The 23,210-nt window shown below is 36.4% G+C and carries 23 protein-coding genes and 2 tRNA genes; 9 read left to right on the top strand and 16 right to left on the bottom strand.

What is annotated here, in order from left to right; genetic code table 11:
• Positions 1 to 73: 73 nt before the first annotated feature.
• The 4 genes from AN34_RS16855 to AN34_RS16840 form a co-directional block, all read right to left on the bottom strand.
• Positions 74 to 3,268 (bottom strand): efflux RND transporter permease subunit, encoded by a 3,195-nt coding sequence (locus AN34_RS16855; protein ID WP_029287276.1) that lies wholly within the window; start codon positions 3,266 to 3,268, stop codon positions 74 to 76.
• 64 nt (positions 3,269 to 3,332) lie between these two features.
• The gene (locus AN34_RS16850; protein ID WP_029287274.1) at positions 3,333 to 4,400 is read right to left on the bottom strand and encodes an efflux RND transporter periplasmic adaptor subunit; all 1,068 of its coding nucleotides are present in this window, start codon (positions 4,398 to 4,400) and stop codon (positions 3,333 to 3,335) included.
• 2 nt (positions 4,401 to 4,402) lie between these two features.
• Complete coding sequence (locus AN34_RS16845) at positions 4,403 to 5,743, bottom strand: TolC family protein (protein WP_029287272.1); 1,341 nt, start codon at positions 5,741 to 5,743, stop codon at positions 4,403 to 4,405.
• A 160-nt stretch (positions 5,744 to 5,903) separates the two neighbouring features.
• The gene (locus tag AN34_RS16840; RefSeq protein WP_029287270.1) at positions 5,904 to 6,509 is read right to left on the bottom strand and encodes a TetR/AcrR family transcriptional regulator; all 606 of its coding nucleotides are present in this window, start codon (positions 6,507 to 6,509) and stop codon (positions 5,904 to 5,906) included.
• 129 nt (positions 6,510 to 6,638) lie between these two features.
• On the opposite strand from AN34_RS16840, the gene AN34_RS16835 reads away from it, so the two are divergent.
• The 3 genes from AN34_RS16835 to AN34_RS16825 all read left to right on the top strand — a co-directional run bounded on the left by AN34_RS16835 (position 6,639) and on the right by AN34_RS16825 (position 8,864).
• Entirely contained in the window at positions 6,639 to 7,115 is a 477-nt protein-coding gene (locus AN34_RS16835) for a sterol desaturase family protein (protein WP_231625577.1), read from the top strand.
• Positions 7,116 to 7,190: 75 nt separating this feature from the next.
• Positions 7,191 to 8,207, top strand: a complete 1,017-nt coding sequence (gene murB, locus AN34_RS16830) for a UDP-N-acetylmuramate dehydrogenase (protein ID WP_029287266.1) — start codon at positions 7,191 to 7,193, stop codon at positions 8,205 to 8,207.
• Positions 8,208 to 8,333: 126 nt separating this feature from the next.
• Positions 8,334 to 8,864, top strand: coding sequence for an RNA polymerase sigma factor (locus AN34_RS16825; RefSeq protein WP_029287264.1), 531 nt, complete (start codon positions 8,334 to 8,336; stop codon positions 8,862 to 8,864).
• Between the two features lie 404 nt (positions 8,865 to 9,268).
• Here the strand turns inward: AN34_RS16825 and AN34_RS16820 are convergent, their stop codons facing one another.
• Positions 9,269 to 10,750, bottom strand: a complete 1,482-nt coding sequence (locus AN34_RS16820; RefSeq protein WP_029287262.1) for an NAD(P)/FAD-dependent oxidoreductase — start codon at positions 10,748 to 10,750, stop codon at positions 9,269 to 9,271.
• Between the two features lie 468 nt (positions 10,751 to 11,218).
• Between AN34_RS16820 and AN34_RS16815 the strand changes: the two genes are divergently transcribed.
• From AN34_RS16815 to AN34_RS16805, 3 genes are read left to right on the top strand one after another with little or no spacing between them, the layout of a single operon-like run.
• On the top strand, positions 11,219 to 11,749 hold the full coding sequence (locus tag AN34_RS16815) for a hypothetical protein (RefSeq protein ID WP_029287260.1): 531 nt from the start codon (positions 11,219 to 11,221) through the stop codon (positions 11,747 to 11,749).
• Positions 11,750 to 12,430 carry a lycopene cyclase domain-containing protein gene (locus tag AN34_RS16810; RefSeq protein ID WP_029287258.1) on the top strand — a complete coding sequence of 227 codons (681 nt, stop codon included), beginning with the start codon at positions 11,750 to 11,752 and terminating at the stop codon, positions 12,428 to 12,430.
• Entirely contained in the window at positions 12,430 to 12,663 is a 234-nt protein-coding gene (locus AN34_RS16805; protein WP_029287256.1) for a cytochrome b5 domain-containing protein, read from the top strand. The genes AN34_RS16810 and AN34_RS16805 overlap by 1 nt, the downstream gene beginning before the upstream one ends.
• 92 nt (positions 12,664 to 12,755) lie before the next feature.
• On the opposite strand, the gene AN34_RS16800 is transcribed toward AN34_RS16805, so the two are convergent.
• Entirely contained in the window at positions 12,756 to 13,676 is a 921-nt protein-coding gene (locus AN34_RS16800; RefSeq protein ID WP_029287254.1) for a PfkB family carbohydrate kinase, read from the bottom strand.
• A 144-nt stretch (positions 13,677 to 13,820) separates the two neighbouring features.
• On the opposite strand from AN34_RS16800, the gene AN34_RS16795 reads away from it, so the two are divergent.
• Both AN34_RS16795 and AN34_RS16790 read left to right on the top strand, forming a co-directional pair.
• Positions 13,821 to 13,894, top strand: a tRNA-Asn gene (locus tag AN34_RS16795).
• Positions 13,895 to 13,982: 88 nt separating this feature from the next.
• Positions 13,983 to 14,056 (top strand) — tRNA-Asn (locus AN34_RS16790).
• A 174-nt stretch (positions 14,057 to 14,230) separates the two neighbouring features.
• Here the strand turns inward: AN34_RS16790 and AN34_RS16785 are convergent.
• Positions 14,231 to 14,539, bottom strand: a complete 309-nt coding sequence (locus AN34_RS16785; RefSeq protein WP_231625576.1) for a helix-turn-helix domain-containing protein — start codon at positions 14,537 to 14,539, stop codon at positions 14,231 to 14,233.
• 144 nt (positions 14,540 to 14,683) lie between these two features.
• On the opposite strand from AN34_RS16785, the gene AN34_RS16780 reads away from it, so the two are divergent.
• Entirely contained in the window at positions 14,684 to 15,427 is a 744-nt protein-coding gene (locus tag AN34_RS16780) for an SDR family oxidoreductase (RefSeq protein WP_029287250.1), read from the top strand.
• A 167-nt stretch (positions 15,428 to 15,594) separates the two neighbouring features.
• Here the strand turns inward: AN34_RS16780 and AN34_RS16775 are convergent, their stop codons facing one another.
• The 9 genes from AN34_RS16775 to AN34_RS21470 form a co-directional block, all read right to left on the bottom strand.
• Positions 15,595 to 17,142 (bottom strand): cryptochrome/photolyase family protein, encoded by a 1,548-nt coding sequence (locus tag AN34_RS16775; protein WP_029287248.1) that lies wholly within the window; start codon positions 17,140 to 17,142, stop codon positions 15,595 to 15,597.
• A gap of 110 nt (positions 17,143 to 17,252) precedes the next feature.
• A complete protein-coding gene (locus tag AN34_RS16770; RefSeq protein ID WP_029287246.1) occupies positions 17,253 to 18,380 on the bottom strand; it encodes an FAD-binding domain-containing protein in 1,128 nt (375 codons plus the stop codon).
• 3 nt (positions 18,381 to 18,383) lie between these two features.
• Positions 18,384 to 18,668 (bottom strand): TIGR03643 family protein, encoded by a 285-nt coding sequence (locus AN34_RS16765; RefSeq protein ID WP_029287244.1) that lies wholly within the window; start codon positions 18,666 to 18,668, stop codon positions 18,384 to 18,386.
• 63 nt (positions 18,669 to 18,731) lie between these two features.
• The gene (locus AN34_RS16760; RefSeq protein ID WP_029287242.1) at positions 18,732 to 19,568 is read right to left on the bottom strand and encodes a phytoene/squalene synthase family protein; all 837 of its coding nucleotides are present in this window, start codon (positions 19,566 to 19,568) and stop codon (positions 18,732 to 18,734) included.
• 79 nt (positions 19,569 to 19,647) lie between these two features.
• Positions 19,648 to 20,262, bottom strand: coding sequence for a MarR family winged helix-turn-helix transcriptional regulator (locus AN34_RS16755; RefSeq protein ID WP_029287240.1), 615 nt, complete (start codon positions 20,260 to 20,262; stop codon positions 19,648 to 19,650).
• A 9-nt stretch (positions 20,263 to 20,271) separates the two neighbouring features.
• Positions 20,272 to 20,991: an SDR family NAD(P)-dependent oxidoreductase gene (locus tag AN34_RS16750; protein ID WP_029287238.1), complete on the bottom strand. Its 720-nt coding sequence runs from the start codon at positions 20,989 to 20,991 to the stop codon at positions 20,272 to 20,274.
• Positions 20,992 to 21,402: 411 nt separating this feature from the next.
• On the bottom strand, positions 21,403 to 21,789 hold the full coding sequence (locus tag AN34_RS16740; RefSeq protein WP_029287234.1) for a hypothetical protein: 387 nt from the start codon (positions 21,787 to 21,789) through the stop codon (positions 21,403 to 21,405).
• 23 nt (positions 21,790 to 21,812) lie between these two features.
• Positions 21,813 to 22,910, bottom strand: a complete 1,098-nt coding sequence (locus AN34_RS16735) for an AI-2E family transporter (protein WP_036677476.1) — start codon at positions 22,908 to 22,910, stop codon at positions 21,813 to 21,815.
• Between the two features lie 129 nt (positions 22,911 to 23,039).
• Positions 23,040 to 23,210: OmpA family protein (locus AN34_RS21470; RefSeq protein ID WP_157263344.1), on the bottom strand; the 171-nt coding region annotated here is incomplete at its 5' end.

The following is a 23,210-nucleotide window of genomic DNA, read 5'->3' as shown; positions in this document are numbered from 1 at the left end:
CCATCTCTGGTTTGAGCGCATAAAAAAGGTCGCCTTTTTGAGGCGACCTTAAATTAATTGTTAGTCTTTATTTTTAATGTTTGGCATCTAAATCGTATTCCAATACATCTTTATGGTCATATGGTTCAACCATTAATTCATCAATGGTTTTTCCTTTTTTGTTGAATCCGAATCTATCAAGAATTCTATCAAATATCAGATAGATTACCGGTACAACAATTAAAGTTAAGAATAACGAACTCGTTAAACCACCAACAATAACCCATGCTAAACCATTTTTCCATTCAGCACCTGCGCCACTTGCCAGTGCAATTGGAAGCATACCGAAAACCATGGCGATAGTGGTCATTAAAATGGGACGTAAACGTGCATGGTTAGCCAGTACAAGCGCTTCTTTTGTTTCTTTACCTTCAGCTTTCAGTTGGTTAGTGAAATCGACCAGGATAATTGCATTCTTGGCCACTAAACCCATTAACATAATCAAACCTAAGATGGTGAAAATACCAATAGAGTTATTAGTTAAAGCCAATGCGAGTAATGCCCCAATTACAGCCAGCGGAAGTGAAAACATCACCACCAGTGGGTAAACAAAGCTATCATAAAGTGCAACCATGATGAGGTAAACCAAAATTAAAGAAGCCAATAAAGCGATTCCTAATGTTCCGAAACCTTCTGATTGGTTTTCCTGATCTCCCGCCCAGGTATAACTTACACCTACAGGCGCTTTAAGTTTGCCGTTAGCTTGCATTTGTTCCAGTTTCTCCTGAAATTCTGCTACAATCGTTCCAGTAGGACGACCAATTGATTGTGCCTGAACAGATACCGAGGTAGATTTATTTAAACGCTCTAACTGACTTGGGCCTGAACCTTCTGTAATCTCAGCAAACTGTGATAACTTTATTTGCGCACCCTTATCGTTAACGAAAATTAAATTACGAACGTCATCAATATTTTTTCTGTTAAAATCCTGATACTGGATATTAATGTCGTATTCGTATTCGCCTTTTCTATATTTACCATCTGTGTTACCTGCAAAGGCTGTTTGCATGGTAGAACCTACTGTAGATAAGGTTAAACCTACAGCAGACATCTTATCACGATCTACCTGAACATTAATTTCTGGAGTACCTTTCTCTACTGATAGTTTAATCTCGGTAGCACCAGGAATTGTTTTAAGCACATTTTGTGCACCTTCAGCATATTTTAATGCACTATCTAAGTTTGAGCCCATTACAACCAAACTGATCGGTGCATTTTCGGCAATACCTAAAATACTAATCGGTACAGTTTTTACCTTGGCACCAACCAGTTGTTTGGCTAAGGCACGACTCATTTTCGTTGCAAATACATCTGATGAAACACCTTCACGCTCTTTCCGGTCAACCAGTTTTACGTTTATCTCAGATTTATATGCTGTAGCCTGCGTACCGCCCATATCACCACTGGCCTGACCAACGGTTGTAATCAACTGAGTAATTTCTGGCTGTTTGCTTAAGTAAGCTTCGGCTCTTTGTGTAAAAAAGTTAGTCTGTTCTAATGGTGCATCTTTAGGTAATTCGATTTGCACCAAAAACTCTCCCTTATCTGATTTTGGGAAAAACTCTGAACCAATAAAACCTGCACCTAATAAACCACATGAGCTTAGGAACATCACAAATACAATAATGAGTGTTAAAGCTTTATGATTTAATGACCAGTTTAAGATGCTTGTAATCCAAAGGGTAAATTTTTTCAGCTGCTTCTCAAACCAAAGGATAAATCTGCCAAACAGATTTTTACCTTCAATGTGCTCTAATTTACCATATCTGGAGAAGAGTAAAGGAACAATAGTAAAGGATGCAACCAATGATAACAATGTGGCAATGATAACCACAATACAAAACTGACGCAGGATGTTTGATACCAGTCCGCTACTTACTGCAATCGGGAAGAATACCACTACAATTACGAAGGTAATGGATACAACAGTAAAACCAATCTCTCGTGTAGCATCAGAAGCAGCCCTAACTTTATTTTTACCCATCTCCATGTGGCGCTGGATATTTTCCAATACCACAATCGCATCATCCACCAGAATACCCACTACGAGCGATAATCCCAGTAATGACATCAGGTTTAAGGTAAAGCCAAATAAGTTAATACCTATAAATGTAGCAATTAAGGATACCGGAATGGAAACCATTACAATTAATGCATTACGGAAACTGTGCAGGAAGAAAAGCATTACAAATGCCACTAAAATAACGGCTAAAATTAAATCGTGAATAACGGCGTCAGCAGATTCTAAAGTGAAAATAGAGCTATCGTTCACAATTTTAATATCTAATTTATTCGCTGCATATTCTGCTTTTAACTTTTCGATAATGGCATGTGTACCTTCACTTACTTCTACCGCATTTGCATCACTTTGTTTAATGATCTGAATAGCAATTGATGACTGACGGTTAATACGTGCTAATTTTTCGGTTTCTTTTTTTGAATCCTGTACATCGGCTACATCGCCCAAACGAATTTGAGTGCCATCTTTGGATGTAGTTAATACTAAATTGCGAAGCTCTTCTATGCTCCTGTATTTACCAGATAAACGAATTAAAACATCTTGATTTTCGGTTTTAACACTTCCGGTAGGAAAGTCTAAGTTAGAGCTTAAAATCATTTGTTGCACCTGCGGAACAGCAAGGCTATATCCCTGCAATTTATTCGCATCAAGCATTACTCTAATTTCTCTTTCTGAACCCCCAACCAAATTTACTTGTGCAACACCGGTTACCCTTGAAATTACCGGGGCAATCCTTTGATCAATTAAATCGTAGAAAGACACATCATCCATATTTGCAGATGCAGTCATGGTGATAACCGGTAAATCATCCAGCGAGAATTTACTCAATGATGGTGTTTTAACATCCTCTGGCAAATCCGAAAGAATGGCGTTTACCTTACGCTGTGCATCATTTAAGGAAATATCAATATTCGCCGCATCTGTTAAGGTAATAGTTACTGTTGATAAACTTTCAAATGATACGGCATTGATTTTTTTAATATTTTCCATTGAAGATACCGCATCCTCAATTTTCTTGGTTACGGTATTTTCTACTTCGGCAGGAGAGGCACCCGGATAGATGGTTGAGATGGATACTACGTTGTTTGAGAATTTTGGTAATAATTCATAACCCAACGAAAAGTAACTTAATAGCCCCAGAAGCGTAAGTGCGGTAAAAACCACAATTACCAGCGAGGGCCTTCTTATAGAAATGTCTGTTATTTTCATTTTTATTTTTTATACTGGTGGTTTAGCCACCGCGTTTTCTGACTAATGACTTTAGACTTTCAGCTTATTTAACAATGCTTACGGCAGTACCTTCAGCTAAATTGATCTGGCCACTGGTAATTACAGTTTCACCTTCGTTTAAGCCTTCAATAATTTCCACATTATCGCCTAAAATACGTCCTGAAACTACTTTGCGTACCTTAGCTGTGTTGTTGGATTTATCATAAACAAATACCTGATTGCTACTTACACTACCTACGAAAGAAGTACGTGGGATCAGGATACTTGGTGCTTGTTTAGGGAAGTTAAATACAGCTGTTCCGTACATACCTGCTCTTAAGCTATTTTTAGTGTTGTTGGTTACCTCAATTTCGATTGGGAAATTTAATGTAGCATCAGCTTTTGGAGCAATAAAGGTAATTTTACCAGAAAATTTCTCATTAGGGAAAATGGTTGATTTTATACTGATCTGATCACCAATTTTAATATTTGCAACCTGAGATTCATTTACGCTTACTTTAAGTTTCAATTTAGAAACATCAACCAGTTCAAATAACTGTGTGCCTTGTGCGGTAACAAATGCACCAACCTCAATGTATCTTTTATTTACAATACCATTGATTGGAGATTTAATATTTGCATCACTTAATTTTCTTTGTGAAGCCTGCAGGCGTAATTTTGCATTTCTGGTGGCTAGCTTAGCCTGATCCAATTGTTGTTGAGTTACACCACCGGTTTGAAATGAGCTTTGGTATCTGGCTTCATCTCTAACGGCATTTTGATAAGTAGCTTCAGCAGTTTCTCTATCTGTATTAATGATTTCGGCATCAAGGCGTGCCAATGGCTGGCCTTTAGTTACTCTATCACCCTCATCTACATAGATCTTAGTTACACGACCTGCATTTTCTGATAAGAAGTTTAATTCTTGTTTCGGTGCGAAGTTTCCGTTCGCCACAAAATCTACATCAACAACTTTTTTCTCTACAGTAGCCACACGTACAGCAACTGCACCACCACCTTCAGCAATGTAAGCCGTTTTGGCCTCGTTCTTTTTCTTATTGTTGGTTAAAACATAGGCTATTGCACCCAGGGCAACAACAATAATGACAATTATGGTAATTATTCTTTTCATTTCTATTGTACTAGCGATTTAATATTTCCGTTTGATTTGATTAATTGAATTTCGGCAACTTTATAGTTTAATAGTGCCTGGTTGTAGCTATTCTGTGCCTGAGTGAGGGAGTTTTCTGTATCCAGCAAATCAGTTAAAGTCGCTAAGCCATTATTGTAGTTATTCTGTGTGCTTTTATAAATTTCCTGTGCCAGTTCGGCATTTTTACGTTGAGAAACGATTGTGTTTAAGTTATTACGAAGTTGAATCTTTGCATTCTCATAAGCTAAATTTAGCGAATTGGTAGATTCTTTTCTATCTTCTTTTGCTTTTCTGATCTCTACATCTGCCTGACGGACTTTTGAACGGGTTAGAAAGCCATTAAATATTGGGACTTTTAAGGTTAAACCAATCGCAGATGCGCCGTAGCCAATAGAGGCCGCATTTGAGGAAAGGAAATCAAAGCCATCACTTTGGCTGGAATAAGTATAATTTCCAGTTAAGGATAGGCTAGGGTAGTATTCAGCCACATAAGCTTTTCGTTGAAGCGATAAAAGCTTATCTTGTGTATCTAATAATTTCACTTCCGTCCGGTTGCCAAAATCAATGGTTTCTGCAAATTCAGGCAATTGAGAAACATTTGTTAATTCTGCTTTTGGTAACTCAATAGGAGTGGTAACAGGCATGCCCATTGAAAATTTTAACTGATTTTCTAATTGTGTTATGGCATTAACTGTTTGTTCGCGTTGCGTAGTTAAGTTGGTGAGGTTAACATTAATCCGGTCTACATCAATTTTTCTGGCTAAGCCATTTTGATATTGATTGGATACAATTTTTTCTACCACTTTAACATTTTTAATATTGGTATCAATCACACTCAATTGCTCTCTGTTTACCAATACCTGATAATAATTGTTAGCAACTAATTCTATAATCTGTTCTTCTGTTAATTGAGAAGTCAGGTTATAGTATTCCTCACTTGATCGGGCGGCTTGTAAGCCGGTAAAAACCTGTTGGTTAAATAACTGTTGCGAAAATTGTACGCCAGCAGAAGAATTCCAGTTCTGCCCTAATTTAATCGCTTGTGTTTGACCACCAAAGTTTGCAACTAACTGGCCAATAATTGGGTTGTAGGTTAAGCCTGCATTGCCTGTAATTTGTGGTAAAGCTTGTGCCCTTACTTCCTGAACCTTGTATTTTCCATTTTCAATATCCAATTTTGATTTACGAACATTGGTATTGTTCTGAAGCGCATAGGTTAGCGCCTCTTTAAGGGTAATCTGCTGCTGAGCAGACACCAACTGTGGTAAAGCCATGCCGATCATCAGGACGAGCATCAATTTTACCATTTTTACTCTAAGCATAATGTATTGTGTTTTTTAGGGGTTCCTTATCTGTTACTATTTTTTTACTTTGGTATAATAAAACCAATTATTTAATCGCCTCAATTTTATTATTAAGTGCTAAGCCTATCGTGTCGCCTTTTAGCTTTCTGCTTTAGTCTTTCAGCTTTCCGCTCCTTTCTCAACAACCTAAGCCTTTAGCAAAAATTGAAGAGAGATCTTTCTGTTTCTGTTTCATTTTATTTACTGCTTTTTTATCAGGAAGTAAATCTTTACCCAGCTCAATAATGCACATATTGGTTAAACCCATTAAACTTTCCAGATAGAGTTCTGCAACGTGCGACATGTTTTCATGTTTAATCTCACCCTTCTGCTGTGCTCTTTCAAAAATCTCTGCATAAAAAACTTTTTCCGAATCTTTTAGTGCCGTTAGTTTTTTCTTCATGGAGTCATCATTAAAAATATCAGGTAGTCCTTCTGAAATTCTTAACATAAAATATTTCATGAAAAAGGTGTTTCTAATCTCTATGGTTTGAAATAAAACAGTTTCTAAAGGTGCATCTGGATTATATTTCTTTTTTAATAAGTCGAAATAATCTGTAAATACCTTTTCAATTACACCAACTATCAAACTTTTCTTATCTGGGAAATAATAATAAAGAGAGGGTTTAGATACGGAAAGATCTTCAGCAATATCATTCATGGTTGTTTTACCTATCCCAAAATGGCTGAAACGTTTGATCGCCCCGTCAATAATTTGTTCTCTTTTTTTATCAGCTACAATCATTTTACTTTTTTACTTTCTGACTTTTTTTATATTTTAGTCAAAGTTAGATTTAAATTTTCATTTCTTAATCAGCAGACCAAAATTACAATCGACAACTGACACATGGATGACAATCAATTTGTGTTTTAAATGATTTATATATCTTTACAAACCAATAACTTAAGAATGATGCATGTTATATTTGGTATTCTAATCACATTGTCTACGTTGATTGTGATGGAATGTTTGTCCTGGTTTATCCATAAGTACTTATTTCATGGCCCGTTGTGGTTCATGCATAAAAGTCATCATGAAAAATCGCATTCCTTTTTGGAGTGGAACGATTTATTCGCCCTGCTTTTTGCAGCGCTCTCATTATACCTTATGTATCTGGATCGAAAAAACTATGGTTATCGCTTTTTTATTGGTTTGGGTATTACTATATATGGCGTTATTTATTTTGTAATTCACGATTGGTTTGTACACCGAAGATTTAAAACTTTTAAAAGCAATAATACTTACCTGCAAATGGTTAGAAAGGCGCACAAAATTCACCATAAAAATCAGTACAAGGAAAAGGGGAAGGCATTTGGATTGTTGTTTGTTAAAAAAAGTTTAGTGAAATAGCTTTTTCTATTATTATCCAGGCATTTCTAACATAGTTAATTTTTATTTTACTTTTGCAGCTTAACACCCAATGCCATGCCTCAGATTTTAGAAAACGTTTCATTAAAGCCTTACAACTCATTCGCTATTGATGTTAACGCACACTACTTTGCTGAAATAGAAACAGAAAATGATTTGAATGAGCTGTTTCAAAATCCACTTTTCAGTAATCAAAAACGATTAATCATTGGTGGTGGAAGCAATATTTTGTTTACGCAGGATTTTGATGGCTTAGTGGTGAAAATGAGCATCAAAGGAATTGAATCTAAAATCGAAGGAGATCAGGTGTTGGTAACAGCAGGATCTGGAGAGGTTTGGAATGATTTTGTAAACTATTGTGTGATCAATAATTTTGCTGGTGTCGAAAACCTGAGTTTAATTCCAGGAACTGTTGGGGCATCACCTATTCAGAATATAGGTGCATACGGTGTAGAACTTAAAGATGTATTTGAAAGCTGTGCTGCTTTTGAAATTAAAACCGGTCAGCTTAAAACTTTTAATTTTGAAGATTGCCAGTTTGGTTATCGAGAAAGCATTTTTAAAGGAGCGTTTAAAGGGCAATATATTATTACTAAAGTTACTTTTCGCTTATCATCGCAGCCTCAGCTAAACACCAGTTACGGTGCAATAGAGGCTGAGTTGCTAAATCGTGGTATTGAAAGCCCTGGTATAGCAGATGTTTCAGCTGCTGTTGCTCACATTCGCGTAAGTAAGTTGCCAGATCCTTCAACAATTGGCAATGCCGGAAGTTTTTTCAAAAATCCCATTATAGAAAAGCATGAGTTTGCAGATGTAGTCGCTCAGCATCCTGATGTGGTGCACTACCCTACTGCAGATGGTAGAGTTAAATTAGCTGCCGGCTGGTTGATTGAGCAATGTGGTTGGAAAGGTAAAAGGGTTGGTGACACAGGTACCTGGAAAAACCAGGCTTTAGTTTTAGTTAATCATGGACATGCTTCTGGCACGGAAGTATATCAATTTTCTGAACAGATTATAGACAGTGTAAAGTCCACTTTTGGAGTCACTCTAGAACGGGAAGTAAATATTCTGTGACGAAAATGCACTTTTTTATAGTTTTAGGATGTTATAGCGGCATCAATAATTTTTGGTATTAAGTTTGATTGTATAATGGCAAATGAACATCAATTCATTTGTTTTAATCTCCTAAAGCTAAATATCATGACAAAATTTGAATTCAACCATCTGGTTAACCATCACTCTGTTTCACTTAGATCTTACGCTTTGAATTTTACTAAAGATGCGGAAGATGCAAATGATCTTGTTCAAGATACGATGCTTAAAGCAATCACTTATTACAACAAGTTTAAAGAAGGAACAAACTTAAAGGGTTGGTTGTTTACTATTATGAAAAATACCTTTATCAATAATTATCGCCGTTTAGTAAAAACGAATACTTTAATTACTCAAAGTGAAGATATTTCCTCTGCAAATCTTTCTTACAGTGCTACTAAAAATCAAGCAGAAAGTAAGTTTGTATTAGGTGATATTGATAAAGCACTTTCACAATTGCCTCAAGAATACTATGTTCCATTTATCCGTTATTTTGAAGGATATAAATATCATGAAATTGCTGATATGCTAGAAATTCCAATTGGAACTGTTAAAACGCGTATTCATGTAGCTAGAGGAATCTTGAAAAAATATTTAAAAACATACTCAAAAGACATCGCCATTGCAGAATTGGCTTAAAGTGCATCTACTTATTAATTAGGTCTCGATTTAAATCGGGACTTTTTTTTGCCTTATTTTTAGGGATTTTTTTTTTTAATTAAAATTTAATGCGTTTAATTCTTGATTTAGTAGCCAAAGCTATTCTGAATTTTTCATCAGCCAAAATTAGCATCATATAGAAGAGATAAACAGTAAGAATAGAAAGTAGAATGATTTATTACTAAAAAGCAAAAGGCCCGGAAAAAAACCAGGCCTTATTTGCTTATCATATATTTGGTTAGTTGATTCTTATGTTTACTTTCAACAATTCGCCTTCTCTTTCGTTTCGAAACAAATGCAAACCTTGAACAATATTGCGTTTAAAAGGTTATTTGCAGTGTTTTTGTTTTGTGGATATAAAGATAAGGGAAATTTTAAATTTGTCAAGCTTTTTTTAACTTTTTTATTATTTCTTTTGCTACCACTTGTCCGGATATGATAGCAGGGGGCACTCCAGGGCCTGGAATCGTTAATTGTCCGGTGTATAACATGTTTGTTACTTTGCTTTTCATCTTTGGTTTTAAAAAAGCAGTCTGTTTCAATGTGTTTGCTAAGCCATATGCATTTCCTTTGAATGCGTTGTAATCACTTACGAAATCATTCATGGCGTAACTTCTCTTAAAAATAATAGCATTGCGGATTTCATTGCCCGTTAATTCTTTGAACCTATCTGCCAGAATTTCAAAGTATTCTGCTCTTTTGATTTCGCTATCTTCCAGGCCTGGCGCAACAGGAATCAGAAAGAAAAGATTTTCACAGCCTTCAGGAGCCACACTATTATCAGTTACAGATGGGCAGCAAGCATAGAATAATGGTTTAGATGGCCACATCGGATTAGTATATATTTCTTCCGCATGCTGATCAAAATTCTGATCGAAAAATAAATTATGGTGAAGAATATTTTTTAATTTCTTGTTTAAAGCAATGTAAAACAGTAGACTTGATGGGGCCATAGTTCGGCCTTCCCAGTATTTTTCATTGTAATTTCGGTATGGTTTATCTAATAAATGTTGCTCTATGTGGTGATAGTCAGCGTTTCCTACCACATAATCTACATCAAAATTACCTTTGTCGGTTATGATTGTTTTCGCTATCTTATCTTTTACTTCAATTTTGGATACCGTAGTGTTAAATAAAAACTTAACACCTTGCTGCTCGGCAATGGTTTGCATAGCCAAAACAATTTCATGCATGCCACCCATCGGGTACCAGGTGCCCATAATAAGATCAGCATAATTCATCAGGCTATAGAGAGCTGGTGTGTTTTGAGGCGTTGCGCCAAGAAACAATACAGGAAATTCAAGCAGTTTTCTTAGTTTTTCATTTTTAAAGAGTTTGTATACATGTTTGCGCATATTGCCGAGCAACTGTAATTTAATACCACTTACGGCTAATCGTGGATCAAAATACTCCATTACGCTATGCGACGGTTTAAATACATATTCATTCATGCCGACATCGTATTTGTATTTCGCTTGCTGAAGAAAGATATCAAGATTCTTACTACTTCCGGGTTCTAATTCCTCGAACAGTGCATATAATTTTTCCGTTGTAGCTGGTACATTTAGCGTGTCTTCTTTATTGAAATAAATTCGGTAGGAGGGGTTTAGTCTTTTCAGCTCGTAAAAATCAGAAGTGGTTTTATTAAACAATTGATAGAAGTTCTCAAAAACATCAGGCATCCAATACCAGCTTGGACCCATATCAAATGTAAAGCCATCCTTCTGCCAGATTCTGGCCCTTCCACCAGCCATCTCATTCTTTTCAATTACAGTAACCTCGCAGCCATGTTTAGCTAATAAAGCTGCGGCAGAAAGCCCCGCGAAACCAGCGCCAATAACTACAATCTGTGGTTTTTTATCCATAATGTAAATAAAAGGATTTTATGGGATTTTGTTTGGATAATAATGATGCATTTCTTTTATTCTAAAGCTGGTAGGTTATTATACTACCTGTTCATTCGGAGTGTTTGTGAAAATCTTTAAGCTGGGTGGCTAAGCAGTTTGATTAACTTTCTTCCATGTCTGTCATTCAGAGCGTAGCGAAGAATCCCTAAGCTACAGGGTACTGCGGTTTAATTTTTTTATCTGGCTATCTGTTCTGTGTTTTATTAATAGTCAGTGTTTTATAGGTTGCAGATTCTTCGCTGGCGCTCTGAATAACAATTGTTTCAGATGGTTCTGTGTTTTATTAATAGTCAGTGTTTTATAGGTTACAGATTCTTCACTAAACCTTAAATAAAATAAAATTACCATTTAGGTATGCATCCGATGACGACTAACCAGTGATCTACCAATGTATTTACATTCCTTTTATTACATTTGCATCTAAACATGCCTAAACTTAAACTTTTAATTTTTCTATTGACCATTAGCATAAATTTCTGTTATGCGCAGTTATCTCCGAAAGAAATTTCCGTACTTAAAAATGATTTGGTAAAGGCGGTAGAAGATGCTAAGTTAACCGATTCATTATTCGTTAAATTGAATAAGTTAAGTGGTAAAACGGCTTTAACAACTGCTTATATAGGAACGCTGGAAGCACTAAAAGCAAAACATGCCTGGAATCCATACAGTAAGATAAAATATGTAAAGGCATCGCAGAAAGCAATGCAACAAGCTGTTAATATGGATAAAGAAAATTTGGAAATCCGTTTTATGCGTTTTTCTATTGAACACTTTACGCCATCCTTTCTGGGATTTAGTAAAAATTTAAATTTTGATCGCAAGCAAATTGTTAAACACTATCAGCATGATAATTTTGGCAATGCTGATCAGGCGCTTATTAAAAATGTGGCCAAGTTCATGATTGATAGCAAACGTTGTACGCCCGAAGAAGTTAAAATCCTAAAAAAATACGTTTAAATGAACTACATTTATTTACTCATCAATGTTGCCGTAATTTTCTTCCCGCTCGTATTGTCATTTGATAAGAAGGTTCATTTTTTTAGTAAATGGAAATTTATTGTTCCGGCAATATTAATTACCGGCATTGTTTTCCTGATCTGGGATTTACTCTTTGTGAAGCTAAACGTATGGTCTTTCAATCCAGATTACATAACAGGAATTAAGTTGTGGGGATTGCCGTTAGAAGAAATTCTTTTTTTCTTAACCGTTCCTTATGCCTGTGTTTTCATCTATGAATGCTTAAATGTTTATTTTCCAAAAAATGGATTACAGAAGTATAGCCTTGCGCTGAGTAACCTTTTTCTAGGTTTATGTATCGCCATTCTTTTCTTTGGTTATCGCTATTGGTATACGGTTATTAATTTTGGATTTCTGTTTGTAGTGCTGGCCTATGTAGAATATATTAATGCAAAGCTTCGCTTTATGTATCGGTTTTACCGGGCTTATTTAGTGGCTTTGATTCCATTTTATATCGTGAATGGGTTTTTAACTGCAATACCTGTGGTGATTTATAATAATAAGGAAAATTTAAGTTTTAGAGTCGGTACTATTCCTTTTGAAGATCATTTCTATTTAATGAGTTTGTTGCTAATGAATATTTATTTATACGAATGGTTTAAAAGCAGGGCGATTAAATAATGGAATTGCCCGTATATACCAAGCAGCAACTCGCTTTGCGAAACGGACAGGATAAACCTCAGATTTGGGTGGCTTACAAGGGTTTTATATATGACATGACTGATAGTCGCTTATGGCGTAATGGAAAGCACTATGAGCATTGGGCAGGGCAGGACCTAACCGATGAGCTGCCAGATGCACCTCATACTGAAGCCGTTTTTGAAAAGTTTACTCCAATTGCAAAAATGATATAAATAAGAATGCCACAGATTTACAAATCATTAAAATTTGCAAATCTGCGGCAATCATTTAAGACTGGAAATTTTCCAGCTGCTATTTGAATGGCTTAAGCTTCAATGGTGAAGGCGCTCAAGCTTACAAATTCCTGAATTCTATCTGCAACTTCTTTATCAGTTAAATTTAATAACCTTTCCGTTCCAAATTTTTCTACACAGAATGATGCAAGTGCTGATCCATAAATAATGGCATTTTTCATGTTATTAAAGTTAATGGTACCAACTTTGGCCAGATAACCAATAAATCCACCTGCAAAGGTATCGCCTGCTCCTGTCGGATCGAAAACTTCTGCCAAAGGCAATGCTGGTGCAGAGAAAATCTGATCTTCGTGAAATAACAAAGCGCCATGCTCACCTTTTTTGATGATTAAATACTTAGGCCCCATGGTCAGGATTTTTTTGGCAGCTTTAACCAATGAATATTCGCCTGAAAGCTGACGTGCTTCTGCATCATTAATGGTTAAAACATCTACCATTTTAATGGTTTCCAGTAAATCATCCATCATAATGTCCATCCAGAAGTTCATCGTGTCCATTACGATTAGCTTAGGGCGATTTTTAAGGCGTTTAATCACGGTTTGTTGTACTTGTGGGGTAAGGTTGCCTAACATCAGAAATTCACAATCCTGGTAGCTTTCCGGGATGATTGGATCGAAATTTTCCAATACGTTTAATTCTGTAATTAGCGTATCCCGGCTATTCATATCATTATGGTACTTACCTGACCAGAAAAACGATTTTTCGCCAACCTTAATCTGCAAACCTTCAGTATCTATTCCATGTTTGGTAAAGGTATCTATATCTGCTTTTTGAAAATCATCACCTACTACCGCAACAATTTTTGCTTGATTATAGAAGTAAGATGCAGCTAAACTGGCGTATGTTGCAGCGCCACCAACAATTTTATCTGTTTTTCCGAATGGAGTTTCAATAGCATCGAACGCTACAGTACCTATGATTATCAGGCTCATATATTTTAATTTGAATTTTTTTAAAAATTTTTCACTGCAAATATTGCATAAATAATTTAAAAGCCCTAATATTGCATTCCCAAAACGAACAAGGGTTTGTAAGCTTAAAAGCATTAAAACTTCGATTTGGGAAACAACCAGCACTCCTTCTTAGCTCAGCTGGTTAGAGCATCTGACTGTTAATCAGAGGGTCGCTGGTTCGAGCCCAGCAGAGGGAGCAAAATCCTCACAGTAATGTGGGGATTTTTTATGACAAACTTGCTAAATGATTTTAGCAAAACATATAGTACCAACCAGAATAAATATTCCTTCTTAGCTCAGCTGGTTAGAGCATCTGACTGTTAATCAGAGGGTCGCTGGTTCGAGCCCAGCAGAGGGAGCTGATTCTTATCAGTTAGCCCCACTCCGTCCGAGTGGGGCTTTTTAATATGAGGCAAAAGATTGTTTGAGCAGCATAAATATCTCTACCGAATTCCATTCTTAAGCTAAAATGTATTAACTCGATTCTAGTGCTTATTGCCAATCATCTGATAAAGACTAATACAGGATCAAATTTATTTACCAACAATTACTTTGCGGTGAGCTAATCCCCATTCAGTTAGGTCATTAATGATGGTTTTTAATGTCATGCCATATTCTGTTAATTGATATTGAACCGATATAGGCTGCGTTTCCAGTACCGTTCGCTTTACCAATTTATTAATCTCCAACTCTTTTAATTCCTTACTCAGCATTTTATTTGATATGCCTTGTACATCATTCAAAATATCAGAAAATCTTCTTTTGTTATAATAGCAAATGGATGAGATGATGGATATTTTCCATTTCCCATTCAGTACGTCCATTGCATCATGGACAGCCATGATCTCTTTTTTGTGTCCTAATTGACAGTGATCTTCAGTCATAAGTTACTTAGTTACTCGAAAGTTACTGTTACTTTCGGTTACAAAGTAACTGAAATAAATTGATTCATGATACCTTTACAGCTTAAACAATTAAAGATAATTATGGACTTTACAAATAAAAACGTCGTTATTAGCGGAGGAACTACCGGAATTGGATTGGCAACAGCAAAAGCATTTATTAACGCAGGTGCCACCGTTTGGATAACCGGTAGAAATACTGAAAATCTCCAAAAGGCATCTGCAGAAATAAATAATCCTAAATTGAATACCGTGTTATGTGACACATCTAAACTTCCAGACATTGCTATCTTAGAAAAAACAATTGCTGAAAGTGGAAGTAAAGTAGATGTTCTTTTTCTGAATGCAGGCATTGCAACATTTGAATCTATAGAAAAAGTTAGCGAAGCTAATTTTGATGCACAATTTAATACCAATGTAAAAGGACATTTTTTCACCTTGCAAAGTTTACTTCCTCACCTTGCAGATGGTGCAGCGGTATTGTTCACTTCTTCAACGGTAGCAACCGCTGCAAATTTGGGTGCAAGTGTATATTCTGCAACTAAAGGAGCATTAAATAAAATTGCCCAGATTGCAGCAAATGAGTTGGCAGAAAGAAAAATTCGTGTCAACATTGTTAGCCCTGGACCTATAGCAACACCCGGTTTAGAAAATGCCGTACCTTCAGAAGCAAAAGATTTTTTAGCTGCTGCTACAGCTTTGCAAAGGTTGGGTAATCCTGATGAAATAGCAAAAACAGTATTATTCCTGGCATCTGATGCCGCAAGCTTTATTACCGGAACAGAGATTATAGCTGATGGCGGTTACCTGAACTATGCATTAAAATAAATTTGCAAGATCACTTATGGATGGTCAAAACAGAAAAAGCGGCATTTACCGCTTTTTCTGTTTTTGAGTCAATGATGAAGATTTTATTATTGCTTGTTTAAACGATCATATTATGAATTACATCATATGTTGTCTTTGCATCGTGTTGATAGGATATACTAATCTTTCTATAAATTATCCAGATTTTCCAAACAATCATTCGCTCGCTGTAAAACTGCTGATTTAAGTTCAGGGTTCATTTTATCCCAAAGGCGATACACCATTGAAAGGCGGTGGTTATGCTGAAGTTTTTCTCTATGGCGGTCGTGGAAATCCCAGTATAAACTGTTAAAGGGGCATGCATTTTCTCCTACTTTATCATTACGGTTATATTTACAACTTTCACAGTAATTACTCATTTTGTGGATATAGTTTGCCGATGCGGTGTAGGGCTTCGATCCTACAATGCCACCATCGGCATACTGACTCATACCTCGCGTGTTGGTGATTTCTACCCATTGTATGGCATCGATATAAATACCCAAATACCAAAAATCCACTTCATCGGGATTAATGCCTGCTAGCAATGCAAAATTTCCGGTAATCATTAAGCGCTGTATATGGTGAGCATAAGCGTACTGCAATGATTGAGAAATGGAATGTTTTAAACAGTTCATTTTGGTTTCGCCTGTCCAATACCATGACGGAAGTTTTCTGTTGTAATTAAAGTGATTGAGTGTTTCAAATTCTGGCATCTTCATCCAGTAAATACCCCGCATATATTCGCGCCAGCCTAAAATTTGCCTAATGAAGCCCTCAATCTGATTCAAAGTGATGGATCTTTTATCTTTTTCCCAGGTAGCCAAAGCAGTATTTACTACTTCTGAAGGCGAAATTAATTTAGTATTCATGCTAAATGAAAGGCGGGAATGATAGAGTGACCATTCATCTGTGTGCATTGCATCCTGAAAAGTACCAAACAGGGGCAGGCAGTTCTCACAGAAATAGTGCAAAAGTTTAAGCGATTGTGTCCTGGTAATTGGCCATTGTAAATATTCGGGTTCAATATGGCCAATGGTTTTAACCTTTGCCTTTGTGATCCTATCGTAAGGCTTTCTTACATCGTTATCAAACAGTAATGGTGGATTGGGTTTGTGGTTTTTTGGCAGCTTTTTTCGATTTTCTACATCAAAATTCCATTTCCCTGCTTCCGGATCATGATTATCATTAATTAAAATCTGATGTTTCACCCGCATGGCCCGATAAAAGCTTTCCATAATCAGTTCTTTCTTTCCCGAGAAAAAATCTGCCAGTTCAGTTCTGCTGGTATAGAAGTGTTCACTATCGAAACTACGCCAGGGAATATCAAGGTTATGGCAAAAATCATTCATCTCCTGATCCAGTCTGTACTCATCTGGAAGCTGATAATGAAATGCTTCAATACCATACTTTTTAATCAATTCACTGAGGTTTTCTGAAAAACTTTGTTTGTTTTCAGGATGATCCAGGTGGAGGTAAAGCGTATCAAATCCTTTGCTGTTGATGGTTTCAGCAAAATCTTCCATCGCTGCAAAAAAAGCACAGGCCTTTTGAATATGGTGCCAAACATAGTCAGTCTCGGTTTTTACTTCCATCATGACATGAAGGACAGATGGATCAGCTTTTAAAAACCATGAATGTTTTAGGTTAAGTTGATCGCCAAAAATAAGCCGGAGGGTATGATATCTTTTCTTCATGAATATAGGGATGGTTGCCGCATATTAATAGAGGCTTAAATTATGAACTATAATATACGTGGCCAGTGTTTTACCGGTTTCTTTGATCATGATTAAAGTGATTGGCTTTCTCACATCATTTGGTCAAGGTAGGGCTTGCATTTTTTCCAGTATTTAAAAAAAGAATGGTATTCACCCGTTACTTCAGGAAACATCCAATCGTAACTTTCTTTAACACCCGGATAATGGCTAAATGCAGGATGCGCCTTGGAAATAAAAGATTCATTTAATGATTGCTGACTGTTTTCGTACAAGGATGTTAAGTCCGAAATCTCGCCGGTATAGATTTGAATCCCCAGGATGTTTTTTGAAAGATCTACAATGAACTTAATTACCTGCTCACTAACCGGGTATTTTGAGAAATGCGATGGTTCTAATAACAGTATCCGATTTACATTTTGATCTGATCTCCAAACAGGATCAAGATTGTAGCTGTTGTAAATAAGGGTTGGCTTATTCAAATCAATACTTGGAAATGGTGTTTCGGGCAAAGGAGTTTTCAACTGTAACCTAAAACGTTCCTTTAATTCATCAGGAACAGGTATTGTTGGCAGTTCTTCGTAAGATTTGTCTAAAAATGTATTAAGTTGATCGCTGCCAGTGTATTTATTGATGTTTTCTTGATTGCAATAATATTTTTTTGATGCAAAAGCACCGGATACCCACTGCCAGCTGGCCGTATTACTGGCAATATCTCCATCCAGTAAATGATAATATAACCATTTTGAAGGCTGTAACCAATGGGTTTTACCGATATTGCATACTATGGAAGCTACGTACATTCTAACATGGTTGTGCATGTAGCCTGAATGGTATAGGTTTTTAATTTGCTGATCAACTGCATTGATGCCTGTTTCGGCATTTATCACTGAAGCCATTAGCTCATGATGTAAAAAATCAGGTTGTGGTTGTTTCAGATCTTCCCAGATTAAATCTTTTTTCGCTTGCCAAAGGCGTTGATAATATTCACGCCAGGCCAATTCCTGAAAAAACTTTTGGGTAATTTCTAATCCAAAGCCTTTATTAATTACTTCCTGCTGTACCTGTTTCAAGCTGATTACTCCTCTCGAAATATACGGAGAAAGGTAACTCACCGATCCATTAATGAAATTTCTCGTTTTTGCATATTGCAAAGGATCTATTTCCTTAATTTTCTTTAAAATAGAAGTATAATCTGTAGTGAAGCGGATCGCTGACATATGCTATCTTTTGCTGATCTTATTATGGCTGATGCTTCTTTGCCGGTCGCATTTAAAACGGCTGATATTTGGGCTTCTTAATGCGGCATGTTTGGTTGATCTGTTTCCCATTCTTTTCCGCCACATTTTAAAACTACTGGCCTTCATTTGTTTTCTCATGAAAGCAATCACTTCCTGGTGCTTTAATCCAAATTGTGCCTCAATGGCATCAAAGGTGGTCCGGTCTTCCCAGGCCATCTCCATGATCCGATCTATCTCTGTAATGGAAAATGTATGGGTATTGATCATTATCAATCTTTTTTAAGTTAATTTGTTCATTTTAAGTTTTCTGCACCACTTTTTTCCGCTTGTTCATATCCGGTTGTATCTGCTTCTTAGCACAGAGCCAAACATTAACGTAAATTTCTGAACATTGGAAATTCTGACCCGTTCGGCCATAATCTGTGTGGCTGTTTTCTTCCTGATTTTATCAAAAAGTCTTCTATAATAAATATAAGCCAGATATACACCCTTTCTTGATGAAGCAGGCAACTGCCTGATACCGGCTAGGGCAGCGTCAAATTCGGCACTAATTTCTTGTTCAATAAGGTTTTTTTCTGATGTAGTGAATTCGGATAAATCTACATTGGGGAAATAGGTTCGGCTTAATACATAAAAATCTGCATTTACATCTCTTAAAAAATTTACTTTTTGAAAGGCAGAGCCCAGTTTCATAGCTGATTCCTTTAAGCGTTCATAGGTTATTTTATTGCCTTCTGTAAAAACATGGAGGCACATCAGGCCTACTACCTGTGCTGAGCCCAGGATATATTGCTCATATTTTTCAGGCGTATAAACTTCTTTTTGAAGATCCATTTCCATGCTTTGAAGGAAAAGATCGATCAGCTCAACATCTATTTTATAGGTGTTTACTACCTCCTGAAAAGCATTTAGTACAGGGTTCAGGCTGATGCGATCGTTGATGGCTTCGTAACAATCTCTCTTAAATTTAGTAAGTAGTGCCACCTTATCGTAATCATGAAAACTATCTACAATTTCATCGGCTAGCCTTACAAAACCATATATGGCATAAATAGGATTCCGAAGCTTTTCGCCAAGAAACTGAATGCCCAATGAAAAACTGGTGCTATAACTTTTAGTTACTATTTTACTGCATTCTGCAGATACTTTATCAAAGATGGTTTTCATTTTTTCTAAATGGATGGGCTGAAGCAAAAATTAAATAATCGTAAAAAGTGTCGTTCAAAATGAATTATGACCATAAATGTTAAATTTTTTCTACCAGCTGTGCCTGATGAAATTCTTCCATTTTGAGTAATAAGGTAATCAGGTCCATTTTCTCATTTGAAGAAAGCGGTTCTGTTACATGAGCTGAGGCAAGTCTGATCTTATCCATGCTTTGTTTCAAATGATCACTTCCTTCGGCAGTTATTTGTACCATTCTACTTCTCTTATCCAAATCTGAAGATTGCTGTTCAATTAATCCTTTGTCCAGCAGTCTTTTAATGATCAGTGATCCTGCCGGCTTATCGTGTATGTTCTGTTTTATCAGTTCCGTTTTACTCATGCTTCCGCCAGAAGCCAGGCTAATCAGGTAAATAAATTCATCAGGCGTGGAGAATGCACTATTGGTAATAGCAGCTTTGGCGTGGATCTTGGCATACCTGTATAAATGAACCAGTGAAGTATTGATTACGCTATCTGGAGATCGGCCATTAACTTTTCCCGCCCAATCTGGTTCGAACGTTGATGAGGAATGTTTATCTTCAAAGTGGATATTTAACCATTTGCGGAAGGCATAAAGATTTTCTGCAGGATTTACTGCACTGCCTTCATATTCTTTAACCAGGGTTACCAATTCATTAATCAGGTTGTACATCATTAGGTTTTGTTAAAAATTGGTTTTTAAATTGCTTATGCCCCCATCAACCGGAATAATTTGGCCAGTAATCCAGCTGCTGTCTTGTGAAAGCAAAAAAGCAATTGCGGCACTGATATCTTTTGGTTCTCCATGTTTTCCAATCGGGTGTCTTTTTGCAGATGCCTCCATTTTTTCGGGTGTGTTAAGTAGTTTAGCAGCTAAGGGTGTATTGGTTAAGGAAGGAGAAACCACATTCACCCTAATTTGGTTACTGCTTAGTTCAGCTGCTAATGAGAGGGCCAGTCCTTCAACAGCAGCTTTAGAAGCAGCGATACTGGAATGAAAACCCATGCCTGTTTTAGCAGCAACAGAACTTATCAGTACAATGGATGCTGACGGAACATTTTTTAAAGATTTTAATGCCTGTTGTATAGACAAGGCTGCACCTACAACATTTAATCTGAAATCATCAACCAAATCTCGCTCAGAGATTCTGTTAAATGGTTTAAGGTTAATATTTCCTACGCAATATACCAGGCCATGCAGTTCATCAGGTATGAATGAAGCCAATGATTCAACACCTTGCAGCACATCCATTTCCTGGTAATTTATAGTTGCTGGCCACTCTTCTGAGCGGCTTCTGGAGGCGGCGTAGATATTAGCGCCTTCACTGGTTAATAATTTAATCAGATCTAGACCTATGCCTGAACTGCCTCCTATGACCAAAATATTTTGATGCTGAAACCTCATTTAGTGATGATTAAAATTGTATACTAATATCTTATAATGATATATTAATATACAATTTTTCAATTATAATGTTTATAAATGTACTAAATATTTGACTTGAATGCGGGAAAGCATTTCCTTTTATTTTTGAATTCTGGCAAAATGAATAATTATGATGATAGCCATGCAAAAGAGAATTTAACTATATTGAGCAGTGATGGGAAGGTGAGTTGGTCAGGATTTTTCCTTAAAATTTTTAATCTTCTTAAGGATTCAGCAGAAAAAGAAATTGTAAACAAACCTAATTGTTGATTCTTAAGATGGATTATAAATCCATAGTTATCATCGTCCGGAAAAATTTTCCGGACTAATGCAAAAAAAATCCGAACTAACATAAGGTTGGTTCGGATTGATTTTATACGTAAGGCATTGCTACTGTGGTAGATCTTTTACAGAATAAATGCTATCTACAACATACCGGCTATAACCTCGCCAAGGTAAGCTGCCTTTATATTCTTTATAATGCAGTTCATAAAACTTTCCACTGTTGCCCATCATGCGCTCTGCAATTTGTTTGTCGCCAACCGAAAACTCAAATTCATTATTTTGTAGGGTCCCCGTCTGCCTTGATTTGATGCCGCTTTGAATGAGCTTTCCTTCATATGACTTAAATACATACCCTTTTTTAACGATATAGTTTAATTCACCAGCTTTAACACCTTCTCCAAATACAAAGAAATAATTGTAATAGATTAATCCTCCAATCACCAATAAAGCGATTGCGACTACAATTGATATAATTTTTTTTCCAGCTGTCATGTTATTTTTGTCTTTAATTTATCTTAAGTGTTTTTTACCAATGGCGTTTTACCTCTTCTCAGCCTTTTTAACTGACCAAGGTGTTCGGTAGGAATATTATCACCAAGTAATTTCCCCCAAGGTTTTAATTCATCAATTCTGTCGAATATAATTTTAAGTACTGCTATAAAAGGTATAGACAAAAACATGCCTGGTACGCCCCATACAGCCGCACCCATAAGTACAATAACGATAGATACCAATGCATTGATCTGTACCTTAGATGAAACAATTTTTGGAACTAGTAAATTATTATCAATGAACTGGATGAGCGCATAGGCTGCAATAATTAGTAGTTGAGTGGTATACCCATCAAAAGATACGGTCGCCATTAATACAGGCAATGCAATGGCTATGATTCCGCCTATATACGGTAGCAGGTTTAAGATTGCTCCAATCACACCAATTAAAATAGCGTTTGGTACGCCCAGAATTAATAATGCACAAGAATTCATCACCGCAACTATGCCAGTTTCTATTAACAGACCAACAATATAACTCTGGATGGCTGCTTTGGTTTCTGCAAGAATTTCACCAACTTTTTGCTGATTCTCGGTAGAGAAAACTTCGTAGAAAAAATTGAGGATCAAAGTTTTGTAAAGCATGATGAGGAAGGTATAAACAGGAATCAGGAAAACTACGCTGAGTATGCCTAATGCGCCACTCAAGGTTTGTCCGATCACTGCTTTACTATTATTAGCCGCCTCTTTAATCATCTGCACCTGTTTTTTAGAGCCAATACCAAAAGTTTTTTCCAGCCAGGCCTGTGTGGTGTAAAGCAATTCTGTAAACTTCTGCTTCATGGCATCAACATTATCAAAGAAGTGTGCAATTTGCGATGATAAAAAATAAGCGATTCCAACTACAACCAATAATGCAACGATCATCGAAATTAATATGGAAAGGATTTTTGGTAATTTTCTTTCCAGCCTTACGGATAGGGGATTCAATAATATGGCGATGAGTGTTGCGAAAGCCAAGGGAACCAGAATATCCCGAAGTACGCTGAGGATAAACACAGCGATAACCAGGCCAAGCATAATTACTGGCGCTTTAATGTAAAATGGGAATTCTTTTTTCATGGTGGGTTTTTTTAGAAGAGTTTTGCTTTCGCCAGACCATCTGATAAAATAAATGCAGTTAAGATATTTTTTAACTGCATTTATTTATGGAGGTGATCTTAAAATTAGCTAAGATCGCTTCAATAAAGATTAGTATAATGTAAATTCTACACGACGGTTTTCTTGACGACCAGTCGCAGTTTTGTTAGAAGAAATAGGTTGATCAGGACCGTAACCAGTAGCTTCGATTCTAGAAGCATTAGCACCTTGAGATACTAAATAAGCTTTTACAGATTCAGCTCTTTCTTTAGATAAACGTAA

It is taken from the genome of Pedobacter sp. R20-19 (assembly GCF_000708265.2).
GTDB lineage: Bacteria > Bacteroidota > Bacteroidia > Sphingobacteriales > Sphingobacteriaceae > Pedobacter.
This window is presented reverse-complemented; position numbering and strand designations above follow the sequence as displayed.

Excerpts from the sequence above, each read along its gene's own strand:
- AN34_RS16855 (WP_029287276.1), bottom strand. The coding sequence starts at position 3,268 with ATGAAAATAACAGACATTTCTATAAGAAGGCCCTCGCTGGTAATTGTG.
- AN34_RS16850 (WP_029287274.1), bottom strand. The coding sequence starts at position 4,400 with ATGAAAAGAATAATTACCATAATTGTCATTATTGTTGTTGCCCTGGGT.
- AN34_RS16845 (WP_029287272.1), bottom strand. The coding sequence starts at position 5,743 with ATGCTTAGAGTAAAAATGGTAAAATTGATGCTCGTCCTGATGATCGGC.
- AN34_RS16840 (WP_029287270.1), bottom strand. The coding sequence starts at position 6,509 with ATGATTGTAGCTGATAAAAAAAGAGAACAAATTATTGACGGGGCGATC.
- AN34_RS16835 (WP_231625577.1), top strand. The coding sequence starts at position 6,639 with ATGATTTATATATCTTTACAAACCAATAACTTAAGAATGATGCATGTT.
- murB (WP_029287266.1), top strand. The coding sequence starts at position 7,191 with ATGCCTCAGATTTTAGAAAACGTTTCATTAAAGCCTTACAACTCATTC.
- AN34_RS16825 (WP_029287264.1), top strand. The coding sequence starts at position 8,334 with ATGACAAAATTTGAATTCAACCATCTGGTTAACCATCACTCTGTTTCA.
- AN34_RS16820 (WP_029287262.1), bottom strand. The coding sequence starts at position 10,750 with ATGGATAAAAAACCACAGATTGTAGTTATTGGCGCTGGTTTCGCGGGG.
- AN34_RS16815 (WP_029287260.1), top strand. The coding sequence starts at position 11,219 with ATGCCTAAACTTAAACTTTTAATTTTTCTATTGACCATTAGCATAAAT.
- AN34_RS16810 (WP_029287258.1), top strand. The coding sequence starts at position 11,750 with ATGAACTACATTTATTTACTCATCAATGTTGCCGTAATTTTCTTCCCG.
- AN34_RS16805 (WP_029287256.1), top strand. The coding sequence starts at position 12,430 with ATGGAATTGCCCGTATATACCAAGCAGCAACTCGCTTTGCGAAACGGA.
- AN34_RS16800 (WP_029287254.1), bottom strand. The coding sequence starts at position 13,676 with ATGAGCCTGATAATCATAGGTACTGTAGCGTTCGATGCTATTGAAACT.
- AN34_RS16785 (WP_231625576.1), bottom strand. The coding sequence starts at position 14,539 with ATGGCTGTCCATGATGCAATGGACGTACTGAATGGGAAATGGAAAATA.
- AN34_RS16780 (WP_029287250.1), top strand. The coding sequence starts at position 14,684 with ATGGACTTTACAAATAAAAACGTCGTTATTAGCGGAGGAACTACCGGA.
- AN34_RS16775 (WP_029287248.1), bottom strand. The coding sequence starts at position 17,142 with ATGAAGAAAAGATATCATACCCTCCGGCTTATTTTTGGCGATCAACTT.
- AN34_RS16770 (WP_029287246.1), bottom strand. The coding sequence starts at position 18,380 with ATGTCAGCGATCCGCTTCACTACAGATTATACTTCTATTTTAAAGAAA.
- AN34_RS16765 (WP_029287244.1), bottom strand. The coding sequence starts at position 18,668 with ATGATCAATACCCATACATTTTCCATTACAGAGATAGATCGGATCATG.
- AN34_RS16760 (WP_029287242.1), bottom strand. The coding sequence starts at position 19,568 with ATGAAAACCATCTTTGATAAAGTATCTGCAGAATGCAGTAAAATAGTA.
- AN34_RS16755 (WP_029287240.1), bottom strand. The coding sequence starts at position 20,262 with ATGATGTACAACCTGATTAATGAATTGGTAACCCTGGTTAAAGAATAT.
- AN34_RS16750 (WP_029287238.1), bottom strand. The coding sequence starts at position 20,991 with ATGAGGTTTCAGCATCAAAATATTTTGGTCATAGGAGGCAGTTCAGGC.
- AN34_RS16740 (WP_029287234.1), bottom strand. The coding sequence starts at position 21,789 with ATGACAGCTGGAAAAAAAATTATATCAATTGTAGTCGCAATCGCTTTA.
- AN34_RS16735 (WP_036677476.1), bottom strand. The coding sequence starts at position 22,910 with ATGAAAAAAGAATTCCCATTTTACATTAAAGCGCCAGTAATTATGCTT.